Source organism: Streptomyces sp. DH10 (genome assembly GCF_029813805.1).
Classification (GTDB): domain Bacteria; phylum Actinomycetota; class Actinomycetes; order Streptomycetales; family Streptomycetaceae; genus Streptomyces; species Streptomyces coeruleofuscus.
In genome coordinates this window covers 94,200-118,887 of sequence record NZ_JARVKU010000001.1, presented here as the reverse complement: position 1 = coordinate 118,887, position 24,688 = coordinate 94,200, and the positions used below count along the sequence as shown (strand labels likewise).

Below are 24,688 nucleotides of genomic sequence, written 5' to 3'. Positions count from 1 at the left end.
GTCAGGCACTCCTTGGGAGAGGTGGGTCGGGTTGCGGGCTCGGGTACGAAGGTCTCGTCCCGGTGCCGGTCAGCTGAGGAATCCGCGGGCGTCGACCGGCCACCGCAGCAGAGATGTGCCCGTGCTGTCGGTGACGATCAGCTCCTCGAAATTGATGACGACCGGGCATACGTGGTTCGGCACCACCGCGACGACGGTGCCGACGCTAGGGCGGAAGTCGCCGACCGGCAGCGGGAGGAATCCGTGGTACTCGTTGAGCTTGGCCAGGACCGCCTTCGTGCCGGCGACGCCGCCGTAGCCGATCTCGGGGCTGCCTTCACGACCGAGTGCTTTGGTGCCCACATCGAGGATGACCTGGTCGGGGACCCAGTCGCTGACCACGGTGCCGGCGACGAACAGCGCGATCTGGTCGTCTGCGCAGGCGCCCAGCCGAGCGTTGTTCAGATCGCCGAAGACGTACTCGCCGGGACGGATTTCGGTGATCACGCTGCTGGTGGAGAACTCGACGGTGGGGGTGGAGCCGGCGCTGACCACGTCGGCGGTGACTCCGACACCGGCGAGACCGCGTACCGCGGTGGTGAGTGCGGCCTCCTGGTCCTGCGCGGCGCACCTGCGAGCGTCCCGACCTGCGCTGCCGTGACCTGGATAGGTGAAGACACCCACCGGCACCAAACCGTGCTTGCGGGCGGCGAGCGCGAGGTCGCCCGCAGCCTCGGGCGGCGCCCCGGAACGACGGGCGCCGCAGTCGACCTCGATGACAACATGCAGCCGGTCCCGTGCGTCTCCCATCGCGTTGGCGAGGGCCTCGATCGCCGCGACGTTGTCGACACCGACCCGCAGCCGAGCGGACTCGGCGAGCCGGCGGATCCGGCTCCCCTTCGTTCCCGCGGGCCAGATCGGGTAGGCGAGGAAGATGTCGTCGAAGCCGGCCGCGGCGAAGACCTCGGCCTCACCGACATTTCCCGCGGTGATTCCGACCGCCCCGGCCCCGATCTGCCGCCGCCCGATCTCCACACACTTGTGGGTCTTGACGTGCGGCCTGACGTCGAGGTCGTGCTGGTCGGCGAAGGCCTGCATGCGGTCGATGTTGTCTTGCATGACGTCGACCAGCACGATCGGCGCGGGGGTGTCGATTCGCTCGACCAGAGTCTCGAGTGCTCGCTGGAGCCGGTTCACGCTGCCCTCCTTCTGGTTCTGTCCGGGAATGATCGAGGGGCGCGGGTGCTGAATCCCTTGGACGCGAACGGGCGCGGCCCGCGACGTCGCGCGCTCGCGCCGCACCGCCGTCGTGTCCGCCCTACACCGCGGTGCAGACCATCTGGATCTCGACCGGGCTGTTGAGAGGCAGCCCGGCGACACCGATCGCGGTGCGAGCGTGCCGTCCGTTCTCGCCCAGCACCTCGATGAGCAGGTCACTGGCCGCGTTGGCGACGTTCGACTGCTCACCGAAGTCCGGCGTACTGGCCACGAAGACCAGCATCTGCACGATCCGGACCCGGTCCAGCTCGCCCACCGCCTGCACAGCGGCAGCGAGTGCGTTGAGCGCGGCATGGCGCGCGAGCTCCCGAGCCGTCTCCAGCTCGACGTCCCGGCCGACGATGCCCTGACCCAGCAGCCGACCGTCCTGGTAAGGCAGTTGACCCGAGATGTAGATGCTGGAGTCCACCGTCCGGTGGTGCACGTAGTACGGGTTGCCGCGGAGGTCGGGAAGGGCCAGCCCCAAGGTGTGGAGCCGATCGGAAGCCGAGCCGGTGTTTGCCGCCGAAGTCTTCGCGTGAATCTCGATCATCTGTACTCGGTTCTCCTTTTGACCAACAGGTGGCGAAAAAACGCCGCAGGTTGGCTCAAAATCGCCGCCGCATTGTCGTTTGTCGACCATATGAGGGCCCATCGAGTACTGTCAATGCAACTTCAGCCTCGACCACGCCCGGAGCTGTTGGGCAGTACCAGTGCCGAGTCCGTGTGGAGCGAGATGCGCACCGGTGTGAAGGTGGTGGCCTCCACCGGCGACTCACCGGTGCCGGGATTGCGGGCGTGGCGCGGGTGGTTGCCTCCGCTGATCTGCCGGCGTATGCGGTGGCCGACGGGGAAGCGGGCAGGCCGCGGTGTCACGATCGCCGGACCGGGCCGCCGCCGAGGGCCGTTACCTCGCCGCTGTCGCCGCCGACGGCTGCCATCCGGAGCTCGCCGAAGCGCTTTCCGCCCCCGGACGCCCCCTCACCCCCGAGGCCACCTTCACCCGCTTCCTCAACCGCCTGATCGACGGGCTCGACACTGACTGATGCCACGCCGCGCGCCGGACAAGGCCGCGGCCCTTGCCGGGTTTCAATAGGCTTACAGGGTCAGCAGGCCGGCGTGCATTCGGGAACACCGAGCCACCGCCACGGACGCCGTCATGCCGGTCACCGGCCGCGGTCGGGACCCGCGGCAGAACATCGGCGACCGAGCACACGGTGGTGTCCAGCGGTGGAGAAGCCGATGACGGAGCTCAGCGAAAGCCACGACGATCCGTTCGCCCTGCACCTCGCCGCCTTGGTGGTGCTCGACGACCGGGGGACAGTGGTCGGATGGAGTCGGCGGGCCCAGGAACTGCTCGGCCATCCGGACACAGCCGTGATCGGTCGTCCGGCGTTCGAGGTCCTTGTCGATCCTCGTGACCTGCCGGCTGTCACCGAGGCCGCGGCCAAGTGCAGGAGAGCCGGTGGCTGGTTCGGCGTGCTCACCCTGCGCCACCGCGACGGGCGGCTCGTGGAGCTGGGGCTCAGGGCCCATGAGCTGTCCCGCGGCGACCGGGGCCCTGAGTGGTTTCTCGCGGGGGCACTCGCGAGTGACGTCCTCGAATGGCAAAGGGACCGCGCGGTTCTCGACGGTCTGTACCGCCAGTGCCCGATCGGCCTGGTCATCCACGGCCCCGACCAGAGGATTCTCCGGGTCAATCGGGCCATCGAACGGTTCAGCGGCGTCCCGGCGGCGGACTTCCGGGGGCTGTCCACCGGCCGGTTGCTCCTCGCCGACGACGCGCGCAAGGCGGTGGACCGTGTACGCCAGGTGATGCAGACCGGAAGACCGCTGGTCTACTCCGAGCAGTTCGTTCGCCTGGAGCAGGATCCGGCACGAGAGCGCGTCGCGCTGGTCTCGTCCTTCCGGATGGAGGATCCCTCCGGGCGCGTCCTGGGTGTGGCCGAGATGATCGAGGACATCACCGACCGCCATCGGGCCCAGCGCCGGCTCGCGCTCCTCGACCAGCTGGGCAGCCGTATCGGAACCACGCTCGACGTGGCCGAGACCGCCCGGGAACTGGCCGAAGTGATGGTGCCCCACCTCGCCGACCATGCGTCGGTGGACCTGCTTCAGGCGGTGACGCGCGGTGAGGAACCGACGCGCGCCGTGGCAGGACCTGTGGTCCGGCTGGGGACCTCCGGTGTCGGTGCCCAGCGACCCGGACCGCCCCACCCCGAGGGCGAGCGCGTGGAGTTCGGGCCCGACACACCGCAGGCCGGATGCCTGGCCGAGGGACGGCCCGTCCTGGAGCCGGTTCTCCCGCCCGACTGGGTCTCGGCGGCGGGCCGTCAGGGGGCCCAGGCTCCGGACCTGAGCGCCCACTCCCTGATCGTGGTACCTCTCGCCGCGCGCGGCCTGGTGCTCGGTGTGATGACCCTGTGGCGCTCGCGCCGCCCCGACGCCTTCGAGACGGACGATCTCACTCTCGCCCAAGAACTCGCCTCGCGCGCCGCCGTCGCCATCGACAACGCCCGGCGCTTCACTCAGCAGCAGCAGACCGCGTTCACCCTGCAGAGCAGCCTTCTGCCCCGGGCGGTTCCGGACCAGTCGGCCGTCGAGGTGGCCCTTCGCTACCTGCCGGCCAGCGCGGGCCCGGGGCTGGGCGGCGACTGGTTCGACGTCATTCCCCTGTCCGGGGCCCGGGTCGCCCTCGTCGTCGGCGACGTGGTGGGACGCGGCATCCACGCCGCCGCCACCATGGGCCGGCTGCGCACCGCCGTCCATACGCTCGCCAGCCTCGACCTGGAACCCGACGAGGTCCTCTCCCGCCTCGACGACCTGGTCAACCTGCTGGCGGCCGAACAAGAAGCGGTCGGCGAGCGGCCCCTGGGCGAGCAGGTCGTCGGCGCCACCTGCCTGTACGCCGTGTACGACCCGGTCTCCGGGCGCTGCTCCGTGGCCCGCGCCGGTCATCCGCCGCCGGTGGTGACCGCTCCGGACGGACAGGTGGCTCTGCTCGACCTGCCCGCCGGCCCACCGCTCGGCCTGGGCGGCCTGCCGTTCGAGGCCCGGGACATCGAACTGGCCGAGGGAAGCCTGCTGTGCCTGTACACCAACGGAATCATCGGCGAGCGCCACATCGATGCCGACGCCGGCCTGACGAAGCTGTGCGCAGCGCTCGCACGCCCTGCGGGCGCGCTGGAGCGCACCTGCCAAGCGGTGGTCGACGCGCTGGTGCCCTCGCGTCCCAGCGACGACGTCGTCCTGCTGATCGCCCGCACCCGCGTGCTGCCACCGGACAATGTCGCCTCCTGGCGTCTGCCACCGGAGCCTGCCAGCGCCGGCCGGGCCAGGGCGTTGGCCTCGGCCAAGCTGAGCGAGTGGGGTCTGGAGCACCTGGCGTTCACCACCGAGTTGATCGCCAGCGAACTGGTCACCAACGTCTACCGCTACGCCGGCGGCCCCGCGACCCTACGGCTGATCCGTGAGCAGTGTCTGGTGTGCGAGGTCAGCGACACCAGCCACACCTCACCACACCTGCGCCGCGCCCGTACGACCGACGAGGGCGGGCGCGGTCTGTTCCTGGTGGCCCAGATGACCGAACGCTGGGGCACCCGCTACACCCGCGAGGGCAAGACCGTGTGGACCGAGCAACCGCTGACCGGCACGCCCGTTTGACCGTATCGGGCCGCGGCCGGCGCGGGAGGCCGCCCGGAGCCGGACCGCCCGCGCCGCCGTGGTCATTCGGCTGCGGCGAGAAGCCGTGCCTCGCTCTCCTCGTACAGGCGCCGCTGCTCACGGCTGTCGGCTGCCCGGCGACGGTGGTCCAGACGGCTGCCCAGCCAGCCCGCGAGGTAGCCGAACGGTATGGAGACCAGCCCGGTCGACTGCATGGGGAACAGGTCGAAGTCGGCGTCCGGGAAGACGGCGGACGGCGTGCCCGAAACGGCCTTGGAGAAGACCATGAGGAGCAACGCGCAGGCCGCGCCGCCGTAGAGGGTGGCGAGCAGGCCGGTGCGCGTGAACCCTCGCCAGAACAGGGAGTAGGTGAGTGCGGGTGCCACCGCCGACGCCCCGATGCAGATGGCCGCGGTGGTCAGCACGCCGACGTCCCAGTTCTGCACCATGGTGGCGAGCCCGATGGCGACGATCCCCACGGCCACGCTCGTCCACGCCGCCACCGTCATCTCGGTACGGGGCTCGGCCCGTCCCCGCCGCACCGTGTGGGCGAACAGGTCGTGGGCGAGTGACGAAGCCGCGGCCAGGGTCATCCCCGCGACCGACGACAGCAGGGTGATGAACACCATGCCCGCCACGGCCGAGTACAGGATCGTCGCGCCCGCGGAGCCGGGGGCCCCGCCGAGCACCTGGGACAGCATGAGCACCGATGTTCTGCCGTGCGGGTCGGCCGCGGTGATGTGCTGCGATCCCACCAGGGCCGCCGCGCCCGTACCCATGATGATCACGAGCAGGCAGAACGTGGTGACCGTGCCGACGGCCCATGACATGGAGCGGCGCACGGCCGGTACGTCCTGTGCGGAGTACAGGCGCATCGTGATGTGTGGCAGGCAGGCGACGCCGAGGATGACGGTGATCTGGAGACTGACGAAGTCCAGCCGGCCACCGGTGGAAGTGCCGAGTTGCAGGCCCTGCTGAAGGTAGGCGGGGCCCGCGCCGCTGCCGTGCTGGGCTGCCCTGAGGATGCCGCCGGGGCTCCAGTCGAAGCGGTTGAGTACGAGAGCGGCGACGACGATGCTGGTGCCGAGCAGGAGCACGATCTTGATCATCTGGATGAGCGCGGTGCCCCGCATACCGCCGATCGCCGCGTAGATGATCATCAGAGTGCCGACGATGACGATGCACGCCGTCCTGGCGCCCGTGGCGTAAGGAATGTCCAGGATGAAGGTGAGCAGCGACCCGGCTCCGGAGAGCTGGACGACCAGAAACGGCAGGGTCGCCGAGAGTGTCACGACACAGGCCGCGATACGCACGGACCGTCCGGACATGTTGCGGGCCAGGACGTCGCCCATGGTGAACTTGCCGGCGTTGCGCAGGGGTTCGGCCAGCAGGAACATCAGCAGCACCAGGGACAGGGCGGTGCTGACCGCGAGGACGTAGCCGTCGTATCCGGAGAGCGCGATGATCCCGGTGGTGCTCAGCACCGTGGCGGCGGAGATGTAGTCGCCCGCGATCGCCAGGCCGTTCTTGAGCGGGGTGAGCGACAGGTAGCCGGTGTAGAAGTTCGCCAGGTCGTCGCGGTCCGGTCCCGCCATGACGCACATCAGCAGCGTGACGGTGACCAGCGTGGTGAACAGAACCAGGACGAGGGCCTGTGTCCCGGAGCTGAAGTCGTTCATCTCGCCGTCCCCGCGCTCCCGGCGGCGGGGACCGCCCGCTCCCTGACGGCGCGGGCCAGCGGATCCACAGAGCGTTGTGCGCTGCGTCCGTACCAGAAGACCGCCGCGAAGGTGACGACGAGCTGGAGGATGCCCAAGGCCATGCCCAGGCTCAGTTCCCCGGTGACCTTGGATCCCATCAGGCCGGGCGCGTAGCAGGACAGCACGACATACACCACGAAGGAGCCGAGTACGGTGAGCGTGGAGATCCGGCGGAGCAGGCGGTAGGCCGAGCGGAGGGCGGCGAGGCCGGGGTCGTCTCGATGAGTCCGGTGAGCGTAGGGGGCGTCCCAGGGGTCGTCCCAAGCGGCGTCCCAAGGGGTCTGCCGCCCGTACGGGTCGTATCGCGGGGCGTCGTGTCCGTACGACTCCGGCCACGGGTTCTGTCCGTACGTCTCGTGTCGAGGGGGGATTCCATAGGGCTGCGCTGAGGGTGGGTACCTGTTCTCGTCGGCGTATGTCATCGCCTGGCCTTCCGCTACGGCTCGGATCCGTGAGGTGAACGGGAAAGGACGCTTCAGGCGGCGCACCATACCGACTGGTTGGAATGCCTGTAAGTCTGCCGTAGGTCACATTTCGGAGTTGATGTGACTCCGACGGTCTGGGCCACCGAGGGCGGCCATCAGCTGGGCGCGGCGTGCGGGATGGGCATCAGGCCGGCCGGCGCTCGCCCGTCGAGCGGCACCGCATCAGTGGACAGCGGCGGCGCGAACGGCCATCTCAAGGGCGTGCCGGCGACGCCGGCCCGTCGAACGAGCAGCCGCCGGCTCCTCACCCGGCGACCGGCGTTCCGTGGCGACAGGATCCACGGCGCCGGCCGCACATTGGGCGGATCACCCGCGCCCGGAAGACGCGACAACACTCTGTCTGCCCTCGTGAACAGGGTCAGCGGGTGGGATCGAGGAGGATCTTGCGCACGCCGTCGGAGCGGTCCGCGAACAGTTCGTACGCCGCCGGACCTTCGGAGAGGCCGTAGCGGTGGGAGACGACCACCTCCGGATTGATCCGGCCGGCCCGTGTGAGGGCGATCAGGGGAGGGAGCTCGTAGTGCACCGAGCACAGCCCGATGGTGAACTCCAGTTCCTTGACCTGCGCCAGCCCCATGTGGAAAGGGAAGGCCTTGTTCTGGCTGACCCCGATGACGCTGACCCGGCCGGCTTGCCGGACGGCCTTGAGGGCGAGCTCGATGGTGGCGTCCGAGCCCACGGCCTCCACCACGGCGTCCGGCCCGCGTCCGCCGGTCATGTCCCGAATGGCCGTCCGCGTGTCCTCGCCCTCGACCGGTTCGACGCCCAGGGTGGCGGCGAAAGCGCGGCGTTCCGCGACCAGGTCCGCGCCCAGCACCCGCGCGGCGCCCATCGCGAAGGCGCCCTGGGCTGCCATGAGGCCCACCGGGCCGAGGCCGATGACCAGGACCGTCTCACCGGGCTGGATGCGGGCACGGCGGCAGCCGTACCAGGCCGTGGGGGCGTTGTCCGTCAGGACGACCGCGGCTTCGTCGGAGATGTCCTCGGGCAGGTGCACCAGATTGACATCGGCGTACGGCACCGCGAGGGCCTGGGCCTGGCTGCCCTGGAGCTGCGGGCTCACCCCGTAGCAGAGTTCCGTGCTGGACTTGGCGCGCTCACACCGGGCAGTGAATCCGGCCGCGCACGACCGGCACTCGGCACAGCCGACCGAGGCGGGCACCAGGACGCGGTCGCCGGGCTTGAAGCGGGTGACCTGGTCGCCGGTGTCGGCCACCACGCCGACACACTCGTGTCCCGGTGTGTAGCCCAGCTCCGGGCTGAACGGGTGGCCGTGGTAGATGTGCAGGTCGCTGCCGCAGATGCCGGCCGTGGTGACCCGGATGACCGCATCGGTGGGGTGGGTGACGGCAGGCTCGGGGACGTCCCCGTAGCGGATGTCATGACGTCCGTGGTAGCTCAGTGCTTTCACCGGATTCCTCCCTCCTCCTGCCCGGTCAGTCCGCGATCTTCAGCACCAGCTTGCCGTGGTTCTCACCACGGAAGAGCCGCATCAGGGTTTCGGGGAACGCCGCCACGCCGCCGGTCACCACGTCCTCCAGGGACTTCAGCCGGCCCTCTGCCCGCCATGCGGCCAGTTGCGCGACGCCTTCGGCGTAGCGGTCGGCGTAGTCGAACACCACCATGCCCGTCATGGAGGCACGGTTCACCAGCAGCGACAGGTAGTTGCCGGGTCCCTGCGGTGTTGTGCTGTTGTACTGGGAGATCGCACCGCACACGACGATGCGGGCACCGCGCGCCAGCCGCAGCAGCACGGCGTCCAGAACGTCACCGCCGACGTTGTCGAAGTAGACGTCGACGCCGCCGGGGGCGTGTTCGCGCAGTGCCTTGCGAACGTCCTCCTTCTGGTAGTCGATCGCGGCGTCGAAGCCGAACTCGTCGACCACCAGTCGGCACTTGGACTCGCCGCCGGCGATGCCGATGACCCGGCAGCCCAGGATCTTGGCGATCTGCCCGACGACACTGCCGACCGCCCCCGCCGCTCCGGAGACGACGACGGTCTGACCGGGCTCGGGACGCCCGATGTCGATCAGACCGAAGTAGGCCGTCAGGCCCGACATGCCGAGAGCGCCGAGATGGGTCGGCAGAGGGGCGGCCTCCGGGTCGACCTTGGTCACGTCGCGGCCGTCCGACACGCAGTACTCCTGCACGCCGAACGAGCCCGACACATGGTCACCGACCGCGAACCCGGAATGCCTGGAGGCGATCACCCTCCCCACCGCGCCGGCGCGCATCACCTCGCCGATCTCCACCGGACGGATGTAGGACCGGCCCGCGTTCATCCAGCCGCGCATCGCCGGGTCGATCGACAGGCAGAGCACCTGCACCAGGAACTCCCCGTCGCCCGGCTCCCCGGCCGGCTCCTCGACGTGCTCCCAGTCGGTGGGCCGCGGCTCGCCCACGGGACGTGCGGCCAGACGCACCTGGTGGTTGATTCTGCTCATCTCCGGCGGCTCCTTCGACGGTCGCGTGGGACGGCGGTCAGCGCGGCCGTGCGGGCCGCCGTAGTCGCGTACCGACACGTCCGCCTGGCATACCGGCCAGTCGGTACGAGCGGTGAGCGTACGGTGCCGTCCCGCCGGAGGCAAGAGGCACCCGGTGCGACGTACGGCGCGAGCGCGCGGCCCCTGCGCCTTCACCGGCTCCGCGGGCCGGGAACTCCGGTCGGCGAGCACGCGCTTGAGGCATGGCAGTGGACGGCGGGCGTGTCGGTGCGCGTGCTGTGGCCGACCTCCGACCTCCGACCTCCGACCTCCGCGCTCCCGATGCCGGCTGCGGATCGCCGCTCGCGCCCGTGACCTCGTCGACCGGGACCCGATCGACGCCGTCTGCCGCATCGCCCCGGTCCCCTCACCGGTTTCATGCGAAGATCTTCAGGCCCTCTCGGGCCCCACCCTGCCGCAGTAAACGATTCCTCGGAGAGTCCATGCGCCGCGCCTATGTGCTTTCCGCTGCTGTCCTCCTGCTCTGCACCGCCTGTTCCGGCGGTCCGGACCATGACTCGGGGAAGAGCGCGGAGAAAGCCGTGGATCACGGGGCAGCCGTGCGCGCCGCGATCGAGAGGACGAGCGCGGACAGCGCCCGCGTGGACGAGAAGATCGAGCTGCGGTCCGCCGACAGTCCCACGACGTACGTGTTCTCGATCACCGGCGCCTTCGACCTGGCGGGTGACAGGGGCCGGCTGACGGTGGAGCTCGAGGACAGTGGCATGGACCCCGTCGAGGAGGTCTTCGTTGGCGACACCGTTTACGTGCGGGGCTCGCGGGCGGTGGGTGAGGGCAAGTGGGCCTCGGCCGTCCGGAGCGAGGCCATGACCCGCTACTTCCTGCGGGCGCCGCTGAACGACCCCGAGCACCTGCTCCGTCAGGTGAAGGCGATGCGGCAGGTGTCGAACGAGGGCAAGGAGCAGGTGAACGACGTCCCTGCGGTGCACTACCGGGGCACGATCGACCACGCCACCGCGACGCTCCGGATGACGGCCAAGACGAAACAGGGGCTGGACGACCTGCGCGAGAAGCTGGGCGACGACATGCCCGTCTACGCGGACGTGTGGGTCGACGGGACGGGGCGCGCCGTCCAGGCCCGGCTGTCCTCCTTCGGCGGCGTGAAGGCCGTGACGACGCTGACGCTCTCGGACTTCGGAACGCCGGTGAAGGCCGAGGCGCCGTCGGCCACGCAGACCGTCCCCGTGACGGCGGGCGAGGATGTTCTGCTGGCCTGAGCGGGGGCGAGCCCGGGGCGGGGGCCATCGAAAAGGGCGGCGCACTCCAACGGGCCTGCGGAATCAGCCGTATTCAGCGCCCTGCTCGACCGCCGGGTTGCCCGATGACAGTCCTTTAATCCGTTGACGGGCGCGCCGCCCGGCCCCAACGATCAGGCGCATGTCTGCCGCCCTGGCGCCTCTTCGCCACCGCCCGTTCCGTCACCTCTTCGTCGGTACGACGGCCAATCTGCTCGGCAACGGGGTGGCGCCGATCGCTCTGGCCTTCGCCGTGCTCGACGCCACGGGCTCGGTCGGTTCGCTCGGGTTGGTGGTCGGCGCGCACTCCGTCACCAGCATCCTGTTCCTGCTGCTCGGCGGGGTGTTGGCGGACCGGTTGCCGCGCGGGCCGCTGCTGGTCGGCAGCAGCGTGGTCAGCGCCGCGAGCCAGGCGGTGGTCGCCGCCCTGGTCCTCACCCACGGCGCCGCCATCCCCCTGCTCATGGTGCTCGCCGCGGTCAACGGGGCGTCAAGTTCCTGCTACCAGCCCGCCGCCCAGGCCCTGCTGCCGCAGGCCGTTCCGGCCGAGTCCCGCCGCGCCGCCCTCGCGCTCTCCCGGATCGCGGGCAGCAGCGCGACGATCGTGGGCGCCTCGCTGGGCGGCGTCCTGGTCGCCGCGGTCGGCCCCGGCTGGGGCCTGGCCGTCGACGCGCTCAGCTTCGCGCTGGCCGCCGCGTCCTTTTCGCTGGTCCGCGTCCAGGTCGCACCGCCCGCGCCAAGCCCCGGCCTGGTGCATGAACTGCGCGTCGGCTGGAAGGAGTTCACCTCCCGCAGCTGGGTGTGGGTGATCGTGGTGGCCTTCTGCTTCCTCAACGCCGGTGTCACCGCCTCGTTCACCGTCCTCGGCCCGGCCGTCGCCGACACCACCGGGATCGGCCGCAGCGGCTGGGGCCTGGCCCTCGCCGCGGGCTCGCTCGGCGCGGTCGCCGGCGGCGTACTGTCGCTGAGGTGGCGGCCCCGGCGCGCGATCCTGGTCGGCTGCGCGCTCATGAGTCTGACGGCGATGACCCCGCTGCTGCTTGCGCTCGCCCCGTACACCTGGGTGCTGGTCGTGGCCAACTTCGTGGCGGGCGTGGGCGTCGAGCAGGCAGGCGTCGCCTGGTACTCGACCCTCAACGAGCAGATCCCCGAGGACCGCCTTGCCCGCGTCTACGCCTACGACGACCTCGGCTCCTACCTCGCGCTCCCGCTCGCCCAGTTCGCCGCGGGACCCGCCGTACTCCTGCTCGGCCTCCATGCAACCCTCTACGCGGCGGCCGCGCTCATCCTCCTCGCGACCCTGGCCATGGTCGCCACTCCCTCCATTCGCGCGCTGGTCCCGAAGACCGCGGAACCGCTGCCGGCCTCCGAAGCTCCGGTGCCTCGCTGAGCTCGACTCGGGCGCGTGGACAACCACAGGTGGGTGGTGCTTCGGGCACGAGGGTGCGTCCGGCGGGTCCGTGCCCGCTGCGCCGGTTGCCGACCCGCGGCCGTGCGCGTGCTGCGTCCGACACCGGGTGCCTGCCGTCACCGCCACTTGCCATCGACGGGCTGTCCCCATATGGTCGTACGAGCGTAAGGCGTACGAACGTAATATAAAATCAAGGGAGCTCGTGATGGCGACAACTCGGCCGGTGGCGCTCGTGACAGGAGCCACATCAGGGATCGGCAAGGAAACAGCCCGCGCCCTCGTCGCGGAGGGGTTCGACCTGATCGGAACCGGTCGCAAGACCTCCGGACTCACCCCGCCCGCCGGTGTGACGTACCTCGACCTCGACGTGGCCAGCGACGACTCGGTCACCGCCGCGGTCGGAGAGGTGATCGCCCGGTTCGGACGCATCGACGTCCTGGTCAACAACGCGGGCGTCGGCTCTGCGGGCGCCGTCGAGGAGAACTCCGTCTCCCAGGCCCAGAGCATCCTGAACGTCAACGTCCTGGGTGTCATCCGGATGACCAAGGCCGTCCTGCCGCACATGCGCGCCCAGGGCGGCGGACGCGTCATCAACATCTCGTCCGTCCTCGGGGTCGCTCCCCAGCCCTTCATGGCCCTCTACGTCGCGTCGAAGCACGCCGTCGAGGGCTACTCCGAGTCGCTGGACCACGAGGTCCGCGAGCACGGTGTCCGGGTCCTGCTCGTCCAGCCCGCCTACACCAAGACCAGCTTCGACACCAATGCCGCGCAGCCCGACACCCCGCTGCCCCTGTACGCGGAGCGGCGGCGCGTCTTCTACGAGGTGATGGCGGAAGCGATGAAGGCGGGCGACGACCCCGCCGTCGTCGCCGAAGTGATCGTCACCGCGGCCACCGACAAGAAGCCGAAGCTGCGCTACACCGCCGGCCCGCTGGCCTCACGCGTCACCACGGCACGGCGCCTCGTTCCCGCCGGGGCGTTCGACAAGCAGATCCGCAAGAACAATCGCATGGCCGGCTGACTGTCCGGTGGGCGCGCTCGCCCACCGTCGGCCAGGGCGCCGTCAGCGGTTCACGGGGTGTGACCGGTGCGGCGGAGAACCGGGCGCAGGACCTCGATGACGTCCGGGTCGTCCACGGTGGACGGGATGGGTTCGTCGCGGCCGTCTGCGATGCCGCGCATGGTCTTGCGCAGGATCTTGCCCGATCGGGTCTTGGGCAGGGCGGCCACGACCGTGACGTCCTTGAGGGAGGCGACGGCGCCGATGCGCTCGCGTACGAGCTGGACCAGTTCGGCCTCGACCTCGCTCGGTTCACGGTTGCTGCCGGCCTTCAGGACGACGAAGCCGCGCGGGATCTGGCCCTTGAGTTCGTCGGCGACGCCGATGACGGCGCATTCGGCGACGTCGGGGTGGGCGGCCAGGGCTTCTTCCATGCTGCCGGTGGACAGCCGGTGTCCGGCGACGTTGATGACGTCGTCGGTGCGGCCCATGACGAAGACGTAGCCGTCGTCGTCGATGTGGCCGCTGTCGCCGGTGAGGTAGTAGCCGTCGTAGGCGGAGAGGTAGGAGGCGACGTAGCGGTCGTCGTCGTTCCAGAGCGTGGGGAGTGCGCCGGGCGGCAGGGGGAGCTTCACGACGATCGCGCCGTCGACGCCCGCGGGCGCCGGCTCGCCCGAAGGGTCGAGGACCCGGACGTCCCAGCCCGGCAGCGGGCGGGTCGGGGAGCCGGGCTTGACGGGAGCGGCTTCGATGCCGACCGGGTTGGCGACGATGGGCCAGCCGGTCTCGGTCTGCCACCAGTGGTCGATCACCGGAACGCCCAGGAGGGCGCTCGCCCAGTGGTAGGTCTCGGGGTCGAGGCGCTCACCGGCCAGGAAGAGATAGCGCAGGTGGGACAGGTCGTGGTCCGCGGTGAGCGCGCCCTTCGGGTCCTCCTTGCGGATGGCCCGGAAGGCGGTGGGTGCCGTGAACATGGTCTTGACCCGGTACTCGGCGGCGACGCGCCAGAACTGGCCCGCGTCCGGGGTGCCGACCGGCTTGCCCTCGTACAGGACCGTCGTCGCGCCGGCCAGCAGGGGAGCGTAGACGATGTAGGAGTGCCCGACGACCCAGCCGACGTCGGAGCCGGTGAACATCGTCTCGCCCGGACCCACGTCGTACACGGCACCCATCGACCAGTGCAGGGCGACCGCGTAGCCACCGCAGTCACGCACGACTCCCTTGGGCTTTCCGGTCGTTCCGGACGTGTAGAGGATGTACAGGGGGTCGGTGGCGGCGACGGGAACGCAATCGATCGGCGGCGCGGCGGCGACCAGGTCGGCCCAGTCGAGATCCTCCGGTCCCAACGTGGCCGGCTCCTGCGGGCGTTGCAGGATCACGCTCTTCTCCGGCTTGTGGACGGCGAGTTCGATGGCGCGGTCGAGCAGGGGCTTGTAGGGGATGACCCGCTTGCCCTCGATGCCGCAGGAGGCGGAGACGACCACCTTGGGGGCGGCGTCGTCGATACGGAGGGCGAGTTCGCGCGGGGCGAACCCGCCGAAGACGACCGAGTGGACCGCGCCGATCCGTGCGCAGGCCAGCATCGCGACGGCGGCCTCGGGGACCATCGGCATATAGATGACCACCCGGTCACCGTGTCCCACGCCGAGCTGCGCGAGCGCTCCGGCGAAGGCCGCCACCTCGTTCCTCAGCTGCGCGTAGGTGTAGGTGCGGCGGGTGTCGGTCACGGGGGAGTCGTAGACGAGCGCGGGCTGTTCACCGCGGCCGGCGTCGACGTGCCGGTCGAGCGCGTTGAAACAGACGTTGAGCCGTCCGTCGGGAAACCAGCGGTAGAAAGGCGCGCCGGAGAAGTCGAGGGCGTGCTGGGGAGTGACGTCCCAGTCGATGGCCTCTGCCGCCTTCAGCCAGAAGCTCTCCGGGTCCTCGGTACTGGCGCGGAAGACATCCTCGTACGTTCCCATCGCGCACTCCTTTGTGGCTTCGGGGGACGGTGGTGGGCTGCGTGCGGAACGGTGTCGGACACAACTACCGTATGCCGACCGGCATGGTCGAGCCGGAAGGCTGAGACCGGCGGACCGGTCACCGGCATGGCGGTGGTGCGGCGGCCTGCTGGTTGGCTTTGAGCCGGCCGAAGACGCCTACAAGCCCGCCGATAGGCTCGTGGAGGCGCTCCGAGCCCTCGTGCGAGGATCTTGAGGTGCGACAGCAGGCCCGCGCAGAGACGAGATGACGACTGATGACTGATACCGACGCCGTCGAGATCATCGCCGACGTCCACCGGGGCGTCGGCCGCATCCTCCTGAACCGGCCCCAGGCGCTCAACGCCCTGACGACGGGCATGGTCGTCGCCATCGACCGCGTGCTCGCCGGGTGGGAGGACGCACCGCTGTCCGCTGTGGTGCTCGCCAGTACCAGCCCGAAGGCGTTCTGTGCCGGTGGAGACATCCGGACGATCCGCGAGCACAGCCTCGCCGGGGACGCCGAGGCCAGTGAGCGGTTCTTCGCCTCCGAGTACCGGCTCAACGCCCGGATCGCCGAGTATCCCGTCCCGGTCGTGTCGCTCATCGACGGCCTGTGCATGGGCGGCGGTCTCGGTCTGTCCGTCCACGGCGGCTTCCGGGTCGTCACCGAAGGCGCGGTGCTGGCGATGCCCGAGACCGGCATCGGGTTCTTCCCGGACGTCGGGGCCAGCTACTTTCTGCCGCGGTTGCCCGGCGCGATCGGCATGTACCTCGGACTGACCGGGCACCGGCTCGACGCCGCCGACGCCCTGTACACGGGGCTGGCCACACACTTCGTCCCCGCGGACGGGATCGAGGCGGTCGGCGATGCGCTGGCCGACAACCCCGGCGACCCGGTGGACGTGGTTCTGAACCGTCTAGCCGGCCGTTCCCCGGTGGCGGGCAGCGGGCTGGCGGAGGTACGCGGGGACGTGGACTGGGCGTTCGGCGCGCCGACCCTCGGCGAGATCGAGAAACGCCTGCGCCACCTCGACACCGCCTGGGCGGCAGAGGCGCTGGCCGCCCTGGAGTCCGCCTCGCCGCACAGCCTGGAGATCACTCACGCCCTGCTGGCCCGGGGCAGGCAGCGCACGTTGCGCGAGTGCCTCGGCGCCGAACTCGCCCTCACACGCACGACCATCCGCACTCCGGACTTCCTGGAAGGCGTCCGCGCGGCCCTGGTCGACAAGGACCGCAATCCCGACTGGCAACGTGCGTCGCTGGGCGGACGGACATCGCCGTTCTGAGCATGGCCGCCGTATCCGCCGTATCCGCCGTATCCGCTGTGTCGCCGTGTCCGCCGTGAGCGTCGAGAGCCGCGAGCCGTCGGTGCGTCTCGCCCGACCCGGGCGGGCACGGACGGAGGGTCGGTGGCCGGCACGGTCTCAGTCGCTGTCGGACACCATCGAGACCACGACCTTGCCGGCCTTGGTGCGCCCCTGCTCGACGTGCGCCATCGCCTCCAGGGTCTGGTCGAACGGGAAGGTGCTGTCGATGACCGGGCGGAGCTTCCCGCGGTCGTAGAGTGCGCCGAGCTCGCGCAACTGGGAGCCGTTGGCCCGCATGAACAGGAACTCGTAGCGCACGCCCAGCGCCTTGGCCCGTTTGCGGACCTTGCGACTGAGCGCATTCATGATCAAGCCCATGAACGACGGGGCGCCGAGCTGCTTGGCGAAGCCGGCGTCCGGTGGGCCGACGACACTGATGGCCAGGCCGCCGGGCTTCAGCGCGGTCAGCGACTTCTCCAGGTTCGCTCCGCCCAGGGAGTCCAGCACCAGGTCGTAGCCGGACAGCACCTTCGAGAAGTCTTCCTTGGTGTAGTCGACGACGACGTCGGCGCCGAGGCTCCTGACCAACTGCTCGGTGTCGGTGTTCGTGGTCGTCGCCACTGTGGCGCCGAGGTGCTTGGCGAGCTGGATGACTGTCGAGCCGAGGCCGCCGGCACCGGCGTGGATGAGCACCTTCTGACCCGGCTGCACGTGGGCACGGTCGATGAGACTCTGCCAGGCGGCCAGGGCCACCAGTGGCACCGCGGCGGCCTCTTGGAGGGTGAGGGAGGCCGGCTTGGGCGCGACATCGTCCATGTCGATCGCGATGAACTCCGCGAAGCTCCCGATCCGCAAGTCGCGCGGACGGGCGTAGACCTCGTCGCCGACGTCGAAGCCGCGCACGGCTGAGCCGACCCGCGTCACGACGCCGGCCACGTCGTGGCCGAGTACGAACGGGAGCTTGTACTTCAGGACCTGCTTGAACTCCCCGTTGCGGACCATTTTGTCCAGCGGGTTGATACTGGCGGCGCTCACTCTGACCAGGACGTCTCGGTCTCCGACCGTGGGCTCGGGCACCTCAGCGGCGCGGGCGCCGTCCTTGCCGTACTTCTGGACGACGAATGCCTTCATGCCGGCCGCCTTTCCGTTTCGCGTGGGTATCCGGGTGGTCGATCTGATTCTTCGCGCAGGGCCCCCTGCGCGCCCGTTTCTCGCGTGCGGCCGGGTTGATGTGCTGGTCACGACGCTACGCTCTGAGTATATAAAAGTAAACTCAGGTGAGGTCAGGGTCACGCTGTGGACGTGAGGTCGAAGCTTTGCGGGGTCCGGCGCGGGCGTCGGCACGGGGCGTCATGGGAAAGGAGCCTGGCTGCCGAGACCTGCAAGGAACGGGCGTGGCGCGCACGAACGGAGCCGTGCCGTACAGGCGGAAGGCTTCAGACGTGGCCCGGCCCCTGCATTCCGGGTGAGGCGCGCCGAGTCGACTGAGCGCGGTTGCGTCAGGAGCTTGTGGCGGGCGGGAGTGGAACGTCGGGCGCGCTGGGGCAGCCGCGTAGCCCGCGTTCAGGATTCCGGTCGGGCCGCCTGTGGTTCGGTCAGGGCTTTGTGGGTCGACTCCAGGATCTTCTCCGACAGTTCTGTGCCCGTCGTGGCCCGGGCGAGCAGGATCGCGCCGACCAGAGTGGCCACCATGGGCAGGCCGTCATCGGTGTCGGTGGACAGCCACGAGGCGAATTCCTCGACTCCGGCTGCGTACGTTTCGCGCACCTCCTCGGGTGTGGGCCGGCGAGCCACGTCCCCTGCGAATCCCGCGGTGGGGCAACCGGTGCCGGGCTGGTCGCGGTGCTCGGCCGACAGATAGAAGTCGATGAGGGCGCCGCGCGCGGTGTCGTGATCGCTGTGGGTCGCTTCGAACGTCGCCAGGAGTAGGTCGAGATCCCCGAAAGCGGTTTGAGCCGCCTCGGCGATCAGGGCCTCCTTGGAGGAGAACTGCTTGTAAAAGCCGCCCGTGGTCAGCCCGATGGACTTCATCAGGTCGGCGACGCTGACGCCGTTCACGCCGCGCTCCCGGAAGAGCTGTGAGGCCGCGGCGACCGCGCGCCTGCGGTTCTCGAGCGCTTGTGCTTGCGAAACGCGACTCATCGGTCACCTGCCCGCGATAGATAGTGAAGCGTATCTATCATACGCGAAGTGCCGGGCGGTCGGCCGCGGTGCTCTCTCTTCAGCGCGGCGAGCCGACAGGCTGTCGAGCCGGAGATCACGCCGCGATGGTCGTCGCCGGTGCGCCGCACGCGAAACCGTCCGCTTCGGCCATGCGCCCAACGGGTCTTCATCCGGACTTGATCGGCCGCCGGTCCTGTAGCCCCGCGTGCGCGTCAAGCCGCCTCCGGCCGTGGGTTGCGACCGACGGAATCGGGGGACCGTTGACGGGACAGCTTTAGATACCTATCGTAATCTAAAGCGAGGCCGACGGGGCACCGGACCATCCAGCCGCTCACCGCCTACGCGCTCTCCGCGAGGCAGGCAGCCCGCCGGCCCGCAGCTCTCTCACCCCTTATTTGAGGACCCATCCATGCTGAATGCCCTGTGGAACCCGATCGTCGCCGGGGAGATCTCCCTGCCGCACCGACTGGCGATGGCCCCGATGACGCGAGACCGGTCCACCCCGGAAGGCGTACCGACCGAGCTGAACGCCGAGTACTACGCCCAGCGGGCCTCGCACGCCCTCGTCATCACCGAGGGAACTCAGCCCAACGCCGACGGGCAGGGCTACCTGCTCACCCCCGGTATCTACTCCGAGGAGCACATCGCCGGGTGGCGCAAGGTCACCGATGCCGTGCACGGCGCCGACGGGCGCATCGTCATCCAACTCATGCACGCGGGACGGATGTCCCACCCCGACAACACCCCCCACCACCGGCAGCCGGTCGCCCCGTCCCCGGTCCAGCCTGCGGGCACCATGTTCACCCCGTCCGGCCCTCAGGACATGCCGGTACCGCGCGAACTGTCCACCGAGGAAGTCGCCGCGACGGTCGAGGACTTCCGGCGCGCCGCGGCGGCCGCCGTCGCGGCCGGCGCCGACGGCGTCGAGATCCACGGCGCCAACGGCTACCTCGTGCACCAGTTCCTCGCCACCAACACCAACCAGCGCACCGACCGCTACGGCGGCTCCCTCGACAACCGCATCCGCTTCGCCGTCGAGGTCGCCACCGCCGTGGCCGAGGAGATCGGCCCCGGCCGCACGGGCTTCCGGATCTCTCCCGGCAACCCGTTCAACGACATCGCCGAGAGCGACACCCACGAGCTGTACCCGGCACTCGTGCGCGCCCTCGCCCCGCTCGGCCTCGCCTACCTGCACATCGGCCATGGCGGCGACGACGAACTCCTGCACACCCTGCGCCAGTTGTGGCCGAACACCCTGGTTCTCAACCGGGCCGGCACCGATATCGCCACCCGCGCCAAGGACGTCGAAGACGGCCTGGCCGACGTCGTCACCGTCGGCGTGATGGCACTCGCCAACCCCGACCTGGTCGAGCGCGTACGCATCGGCGCGCCGCTGAACACCCCCGACCCCGCCACGTTCTACGGCGGCGGCGAGGCCGGCTACACCGACTACCCCGCCCTCTCCGCCTGACAAGCCCGCCCACACCGCCCGACAAACCCCGGCCGTACCGGTCCTGGCGGGCCGGTATGCCACATGGCCCCATGGAGGTACCACGTGTCTGAGCACACCGCTGTAGAACTGAGCCCGGAAGCGATCCATTTCGAGGAATGGCTGACCGCAGGGCAGAAGCCCCCGTCCGAGTTGGATGCGGCGCGCATCCAGGCGGAGCAAGTCCATCTCGCGGCCCGGGAGCCGGAAGGCGTCACCTATCGGGAGGTGGACGCGGGTGGCGTGCTGGGCATCTGGTGCGAACCCGTCGACGCCGACACCGACCACGTCCTCCTGCACGCTCACGCCGGGGGCTCCGTCCTGGCCTCAGCACACGTCGACCGCAAGCTCGCCGGCCATATCGCCAAGGCCGCGGGAGCTCCCGTACTGGTCCTGGACTTCCGGCGAGCACCGGAACACAAGTACCCGGCCCAGGTGGACGACGCGGAGGCGGCCTTCAACTGGCTGCTCGCCGAGGGGTACGAGCCGGGGAACATCATCACGATCGGCCACTCGATCGGCGGGTTCATCGCCGTCGCCCTGGCGCTTCGCCTCCGCGACAAGAAGCAGCCCCTGCCCGGCGCCATCGTGTCGATCTCCCCCTGGTGCGACCTGGAGATCGCCAACAAGACCATCGCGGCCAACGACGAGACGGACAAGATACTCAGCAAGGATCTGCTGGAGTTCTTCCGGGACGCCTGGATCGGCGGCACGGGCATCGAGGTCACGGACACCCGGATCAATCTGAACCGGGCGGACCTGAGCGGTCTGCCCCCGACCCTCGTCTCCTGGGGAACGTACGAGGTCCTGGCCGGCGAGGACGAGGAGTTCGCCGCCCGCGTCAAGGACGCCGGAATCGACACGGCGACCGTGGTGGTCCCCGGCGGCCAGCACTCCTACGTCTACGGCGCGGGCCGGATTCCGGAGACCGACGCCGCCATCGCCCGGATCGGCGCCTGGGTCCGGGAGAAGACCAAGATCTGACCGGGCGGTTCGGGTGCGGCTGTCGCGAGATCCGCGCGCGTGCCGGAGCGGAACGGGGAGTATGTCGGGGACGGCTGCGGCGCCGCCGTCCCGGTCCGGCGGGCGACGGTCCGGACGGCCGGTCACGAGGGTGACTTCAGCCGTGTGCGCACCGCCGCGCACGAACAAGCCGCCGATACGCGCGCACCGCCGCGCACGAACAAGCTCGGCGGCTCTCGGGCCGCCGCTCGCACGCGGCCGAGATCGCCGACTCCCGGCTCGCCGTCCGGGCGAGGATCCGTCGCGGCGGGTCGGCAGTGACGTCTCCGCAGCCGTCGACGACATACTCACCGTGCTGCGGGCGGCCGGCGCCGAGATCGCAGTCCGGCCGACGAGCCTCCCCGTCGACATCGCGACCAACCACCAGCCTGCTTCCTGTTCCTCGCTACGGTGTGTTCAGCTGCGGCGGCCGCGAGGCCGATGGCTCACGACCGGAGGCGGGCGCCTGTTCCCAGCCGGGCTGTGACTTCACGGGGAGTGAGGGGCGAGTGCTCCGCTGAGCACTCGACGACGACGCGCACCGGGGCGTCGCACTCGGTGTGACGGACGTCCAGTACAGGACCCTCGGAGCCGAGGGCGTATGCCTCGCCCCACTGGGTCAGTGCCATGAGAACGGGCCAGAGGTCCCAGCCCTTACGGGTCAGGCGGTATTCGTTGCGGGAGCGGCTGCCGGGCTCGCGGTAGGGGACGGTCTTCAGGATGTCGGCCGAGGTCAGCTTGCGGAGGCGGTCACTGAGGACGGCTTCCGACAGGCCGATGTGGCGGTGGAAGTCGTCGAAGCGGCGCACGCCGTTGACGGCGTCCCGCAGGATCAGCAGTGTCCACTTCTCCCCGATCACGTCGAGCGTGCGCTGGACGGGGCAGTTCTCCGTGCTCGCCTCAAGCCACTCCATCCCGCCATCGTAAGCGAGCTGACTTCGCCATTGACAGTCAGGTGAACGAAAGCCTAGCTTCACTTGGGAAAGTCAGCTGACAGTCAGAGGGAAGGACGCCGGACCGTGGGGCGAACGCGTACGTATCACTGGGACGATCCCGCGATCTCGGCGGAGGCCGCCGGACGCATGGCCGGTATCGACTTCCTGCGTGAGGTACAGGCGGGGCGGCTGCCGAGGGCGCCGATCAGCCACACCGTCGACTTCGCCCTGGACGAGGTGGAGCCCGGCAGGGCGGTCTTCTCGCTGATACCGGGCGAGGAGCACTACAACCCGATCGGCAGCGTCCACGGCGGCGTCTTCGCCACTCTGCTCGACTCGGCGGCGGGCTGTGCCGTCCAGTCGACCCTCCCGCAGGGTGTGGCGTACACCTCGCTCGATCTGACCGTGAAGTTCCTCCGGCCGATCACCGTGGACACGGGCCCGGTGCGCGCCATCGGCACGGTCGTCAACAAGGGCCGCCAGACCGCTCTCGCCCAGGCCCAGTTGGTCGACGCGAAAGACCGACTGCTCGCGCACGCCACCAGCAGCTGCATGCTCTTCCCGGTGCCCGCCCCTCGGGTGTGAATCGCCGCTGCCGACTCTTTGGATTACGTTCGCAATACCATAGGCTGGCGAAGTCGGTGAAGGGCAGCCGGTCCTTCCGGTCGGCGAAGGGGCGTGCGCTGTGGCGCGGTACGGAAAAGAGCACAAGGCGGAGACGAGGCGGCGGATCATCGAGACGGCGGGCCGCCGGTTCAAGCAAGACGGTATCGACGGCTCCGGGGTCTCGACGCTCATGAAGGACGCGGGGCTGACCAATGGAGCCTTCTACGCCCACTTCGAATCCAAAGATGACCTCGTCACCACGGCGATCGCCGAGCAGTTGAAGGCGCAGGCCGAGAACGTCGTCGCGCGGGCTGCGCCCGGCCGTGCCGGACTCGAGCAGATTGTGCGCGGGTACTTGTCACCCCGGCACCGCGACAGCCTTGGCGACGGCTGCCCCAACGCCGCTCTGCTCGACGAGATCGGGCGCTGCACCGATGCGACCAGGCAGGCGTACACCGACGGCGTGCTGATCCTCATCGACGGCATCGCCGACCGCATGGCACCCGAGGCACCCGCCTCCGCACGAGTGAAGGCGCTCAGCCTCCTCGGTCTGATGGCAGGGACACTGCAACTCGCCCGTGCCTTGACCGACGACCAACTCGCCGACGAACTCCTCGATCAGGGAGTGAGGAACGCCCTCGCCCTGCTGGATGCCGGGCAGCGCGTCTGACGCTCCGCATTCCCGGCCCCGGGCTGCCGGGGCAGGCTCGTACGTGGGTGCTGCCGTCGGTCTCGGCTGCGCGGCGAATGCCAGTGATCGCCGTGGCCCGGGTCTTGCAAAGCTCATTAAATTATGGCCATAATTCAATAGTGACGTGATGCTGAAGGACTCGACCGAACCGGGTTCCCACTCCTATGGGCCTTCTGCCGTCGACCGAACTGGCTGCGACCGCAGTCCAGACCCCCATGCAGAAGGGCACGGCCGTGAACGACGCACAAGGAGTACGAGGTGACGTGGTGACGTCGTACAAGAAGGCGCCCACCCGCACGCTCGCCGCCGGGGGAGTGACCTTCGCCTACCGCGACCTCGGCCCGAAGGCCGGCGTCCCGGTGGTTTTCATCACCCACCTTGCCGCGGTCCTCGACAACTGGGACCCCCGGGTCGTCGACGGCATCGCCGCCAGGCGTCGCGTCATCGCCTTCGACAACAGAGGAATCGGCGCTTCCAGCGGCTCGACGCCGAAGACCATCGAGGAGATGGCGAAGGATGCCGTCACCTTCATCCGGGGACTCGGGCTCGATCGCGTCGACATCCACGGCTTCTCGATGGGCGGCATGATCGCCCAGGTGATCGCGCAGGACGAGCCGCAGCTCGTGCGCAAGCTGATCCTCACGGGCACCGGCCCCGCGGGCGGCGAGGGCATCAAGAACGTGACCCGACTGTCCCATCTCGACACCGTCCGGGCCCTGTTCACCCTCCAGGACCCGAAGCAGTTCCTCTTCTTCACCCGCACCGCGGGCGGGCGCCGAGCCGGAAAGCAGTTCCTGGCCCGTCTCAAGGAGCGCACGCACGACCGGGACAAGGCCATCTCCCTCACGTCGTACTTCGCCCAGCTCAAGGCCATCCACCGCTGGGGACTCGCGCAGCCCCAGGACCTCTCCGTCATTCATCAGCCCGTGCTGGTCGCCAATGGCGAGAGTGACAGGATGGTGCCGACGAAGAACTCGTTCGAGCTGGCCCGGCGACTGCCGAACGCCGACCTGGTCGTCTATCCCGACGCCGGCCACGGAGGCATCTTCCAGTTCCACGAGCGGTTCGTGGCGGAAGCCCTCGACTTCCTCGAGCGGTAGTGGGTGTCAGGGGCGGGCGGTACGCGGGACCTCCCGTCAGGTCGAGTGGCAGGTCACGGCGCCGATTGCTGAGTATCTAAAATTAAACTCAAGCTCGGTTAGGATCGCTCCCATGGATGCGTGGACCGAGGTTCTTCAAG

The 24,688-nt window shown here is 69.7% G+C and carries 20 protein-coding genes and 1 pseudogene; 11 read left to right on the top strand and 10 right to left on the bottom strand.

Features of this window, described 5'->3' with window-relative positions; translation table 11 throughout:
- Window positions 1–69 precede the first annotated feature (69 nt).
- Window positions 70–1,176, bottom strand: a complete 1,107-nt coding sequence (locus tag QC385_RS00515) for an alanine racemase (protein WP_279539225.1) — start codon at window positions 1,174–1,176, stop codon at window positions 70–72.
- 121 nt (window positions 1,177–1,297) lie between these two features.
- Window positions 1,298–1,789, bottom strand: coding sequence for a RidA family protein (locus QC385_RS00510; protein ID WP_279539224.1), 492 nt, complete (start codon window positions 1,787–1,789; stop codon window positions 1,298–1,300).
- 307 nt (window positions 1,790–2,096) lie between these two features.
- Here QC385_RS00510 and QC385_RS00500 point away from each other — a divergent pair.
- Window positions 2,097–2,282, top strand: a pseudogene (locus QC385_RS00500) (TetR/AcrR family transcriptional regulator); the annotation flags it as partial.
- 196 nt (window positions 2,283–2,478) lie between these two features.
- The gene (locus QC385_RS00495; protein WP_279539223.1) at window positions 2,479–4,899 is read left to right on the top strand and encodes a SpoIIE family protein phosphatase; all 2,421 of its coding nucleotides are present in this window, start codon (window positions 2,479–2,481) and stop codon (window positions 4,897–4,899) included.
- 62 nt (window positions 4,900–4,961) lie between these two features.
- Here QC385_RS00495 and QC385_RS00490 read toward each other — a convergent pair whose 3' ends face one another.
- The 4 genes from QC385_RS00490 to QC385_RS00475 form a co-directional block, all read right to left on the bottom strand.
- On the bottom strand, window positions 4,962–6,578 hold the full coding sequence (locus QC385_RS00490; RefSeq protein WP_279539222.1) for a sodium/solute symporter: 1,617 nt from the start codon (window positions 6,576–6,578) through the stop codon (window positions 4,962–4,964).
- A complete protein-coding gene (locus QC385_RS00485) occupies window positions 6,575–7,081 on the bottom strand; it encodes a DUF485 domain-containing protein (protein ID WP_279539221.1) in 507 nt (168 codons plus the stop codon). The genes QC385_RS00490 and QC385_RS00485 overlap by 4 nt, the downstream gene beginning before the upstream one ends.
- A gap of 421 nt (window positions 7,082–7,502) precedes the next feature.
- On the bottom strand, window positions 7,503–8,555 hold the full coding sequence (locus QC385_RS00480; RefSeq protein WP_279539220.1) for an alcohol dehydrogenase catalytic domain-containing protein: 1,053 nt from the start codon (window positions 8,553–8,555) through the stop codon (window positions 7,503–7,505).
- 25 nt (window positions 8,556–8,580) lie between these two features.
- Window positions 8,581–9,588: an NADP-dependent oxidoreductase gene (locus QC385_RS00475; protein ID WP_279539219.1), complete on the bottom strand. Its 1,008-nt coding sequence runs from the start codon at window positions 9,586–9,588 to the stop codon at window positions 8,581–8,583.
- A gap of 581 nt (window positions 9,589–10,169) precedes the next feature.
- Here QC385_RS00475 and QC385_RS00470 point away from each other — a divergent pair.
- The 3 genes from QC385_RS00470 to QC385_RS00460 all read left to right on the top strand — a co-directional run bounded on the left by QC385_RS00470 (window position 10,170) and on the right by QC385_RS00460 (window position 13,315).
- Window positions 10,170–10,865, top strand: a complete 696-nt coding sequence (locus tag QC385_RS00470) for a hypothetical protein (protein WP_279539218.1) — start codon at window positions 10,170–10,172, stop codon at window positions 10,863–10,865.
- A 160-nt stretch (window positions 10,866–11,025) separates the two neighbouring features.
- Complete coding sequence (locus tag QC385_RS00465) at window positions 11,026–12,273, top strand: MFS transporter (RefSeq protein ID WP_279539217.1); 1,248 nt, start codon at window positions 11,026–11,028, stop codon at window positions 12,271–12,273.
- A gap of 226 nt (window positions 12,274–12,499) precedes the next feature.
- Window positions 12,500–13,315: an oxidoreductase gene (locus tag QC385_RS00460; RefSeq protein WP_279539216.1), complete on the top strand. Its 816-nt coding sequence runs from the start codon at window positions 12,500–12,502 to the stop codon at window positions 13,313–13,315.
- Between the two features lie 50 nt (window positions 13,316–13,365).
- Here the strand turns inward: QC385_RS00460 and QC385_RS00455 are convergent, their stop codons facing one another.
- The gene (locus tag QC385_RS00455) at window positions 13,366–15,255 is read right to left on the bottom strand and encodes a propionyl-CoA synthetase (RefSeq protein ID WP_279539215.1); all 1,890 of its coding nucleotides are present in this window, start codon (window positions 15,253–15,255) and stop codon (window positions 13,366–13,368) included.
- Window positions 15,256–15,530: 275 nt separating this feature from the next.
- Between QC385_RS00455 and QC385_RS00450 the strand changes: the two genes are divergently transcribed.
- A complete protein-coding gene (locus QC385_RS00450) occupies window positions 15,531–16,541 on the top strand; it encodes an enoyl-CoA hydratase/isomerase family protein (RefSeq protein WP_279539214.1) in 1,011 nt (336 codons plus the stop codon).
- A 138-nt stretch (window positions 16,542–16,679) separates the two neighbouring features.
- On the opposite strand, the gene QC385_RS00445 is transcribed toward QC385_RS00450, so the two are convergent.
- Both QC385_RS00445 and QC385_RS00440 read right to left on the bottom strand, forming a co-directional pair.
- Window positions 16,680–17,693: an NADP-dependent oxidoreductase gene (locus tag QC385_RS00445; RefSeq protein WP_279539213.1), complete on the bottom strand. Its 1,014-nt coding sequence runs from the start codon at window positions 17,691–17,693 to the stop codon at window positions 16,680–16,682.
- Window positions 17,694–18,125: 432 nt separating this feature from the next.
- Window positions 18,126–18,704, bottom strand: a complete 579-nt coding sequence (locus tag QC385_RS00440; RefSeq protein WP_279539212.1) for a TetR/AcrR family transcriptional regulator — start codon at window positions 18,702–18,704, stop codon at window positions 18,126–18,128.
- 430 nt (window positions 18,705–19,134) lie between these two features.
- Between QC385_RS00440 and QC385_RS00435 the strand changes: the two genes are divergently transcribed.
- Window positions 19,135–20,196, top strand: a complete 1,062-nt coding sequence (locus QC385_RS00435; protein WP_279539211.1) for an alkene reductase — start codon at window positions 19,135–19,137, stop codon at window positions 20,194–20,196.
- Window positions 20,197–20,280: 84 nt separating this feature from the next.
- Window positions 20,281–21,198 (top strand): alpha/beta hydrolase, encoded by a 918-nt coding sequence (locus tag QC385_RS00430; protein ID WP_279539210.1) that lies wholly within the window; start codon window positions 20,281–20,283, stop codon window positions 21,196–21,198.
- 464 nt (window positions 21,199–21,662) lie between these two features.
- Here the strand turns inward: QC385_RS00430 and QC385_RS00425 are convergent, their stop codons facing one another.
- Entirely contained in the window at window positions 21,663–22,130 is a 468-nt protein-coding gene (locus tag QC385_RS00425) for a winged helix-turn-helix transcriptional regulator (RefSeq protein ID WP_279539209.1), read from the bottom strand.
- A 105-nt stretch (window positions 22,131–22,235) separates the two neighbouring features.
- On the opposite strand from QC385_RS00425, the gene QC385_RS00420 reads away from it, so the two are divergent.
- The 3 genes from QC385_RS00420 to QC385_RS00410 all read left to right on the top strand — a co-directional run bounded on the left by QC385_RS00420 (window position 22,236) and on the right by QC385_RS00410 (window position 24,548).
- A complete protein-coding gene (locus tag QC385_RS00420) occupies window positions 22,236–22,736 on the top strand; it encodes a PaaI family thioesterase (RefSeq protein WP_279539208.1) in 501 nt (166 codons plus the stop codon).
- A 100-nt stretch (window positions 22,737–22,836) separates the two neighbouring features.
- Window positions 22,837–23,427, top strand: coding sequence for a TetR/AcrR family transcriptional regulator (locus tag QC385_RS00415; protein ID WP_279539207.1), 591 nt, complete (start codon window positions 22,837–22,839; stop codon window positions 23,425–23,427).
- Between the two features lie 254 nt (window positions 23,428–23,681).
- A complete protein-coding gene (locus tag QC385_RS00410) occupies window positions 23,682–24,548 on the top strand; it encodes an alpha/beta fold hydrolase (RefSeq protein ID WP_279539206.1) in 867 nt (288 codons plus the stop codon).
- The last annotated feature ends 140 nt before the right edge of the window (window positions 24,549–24,688 follow it).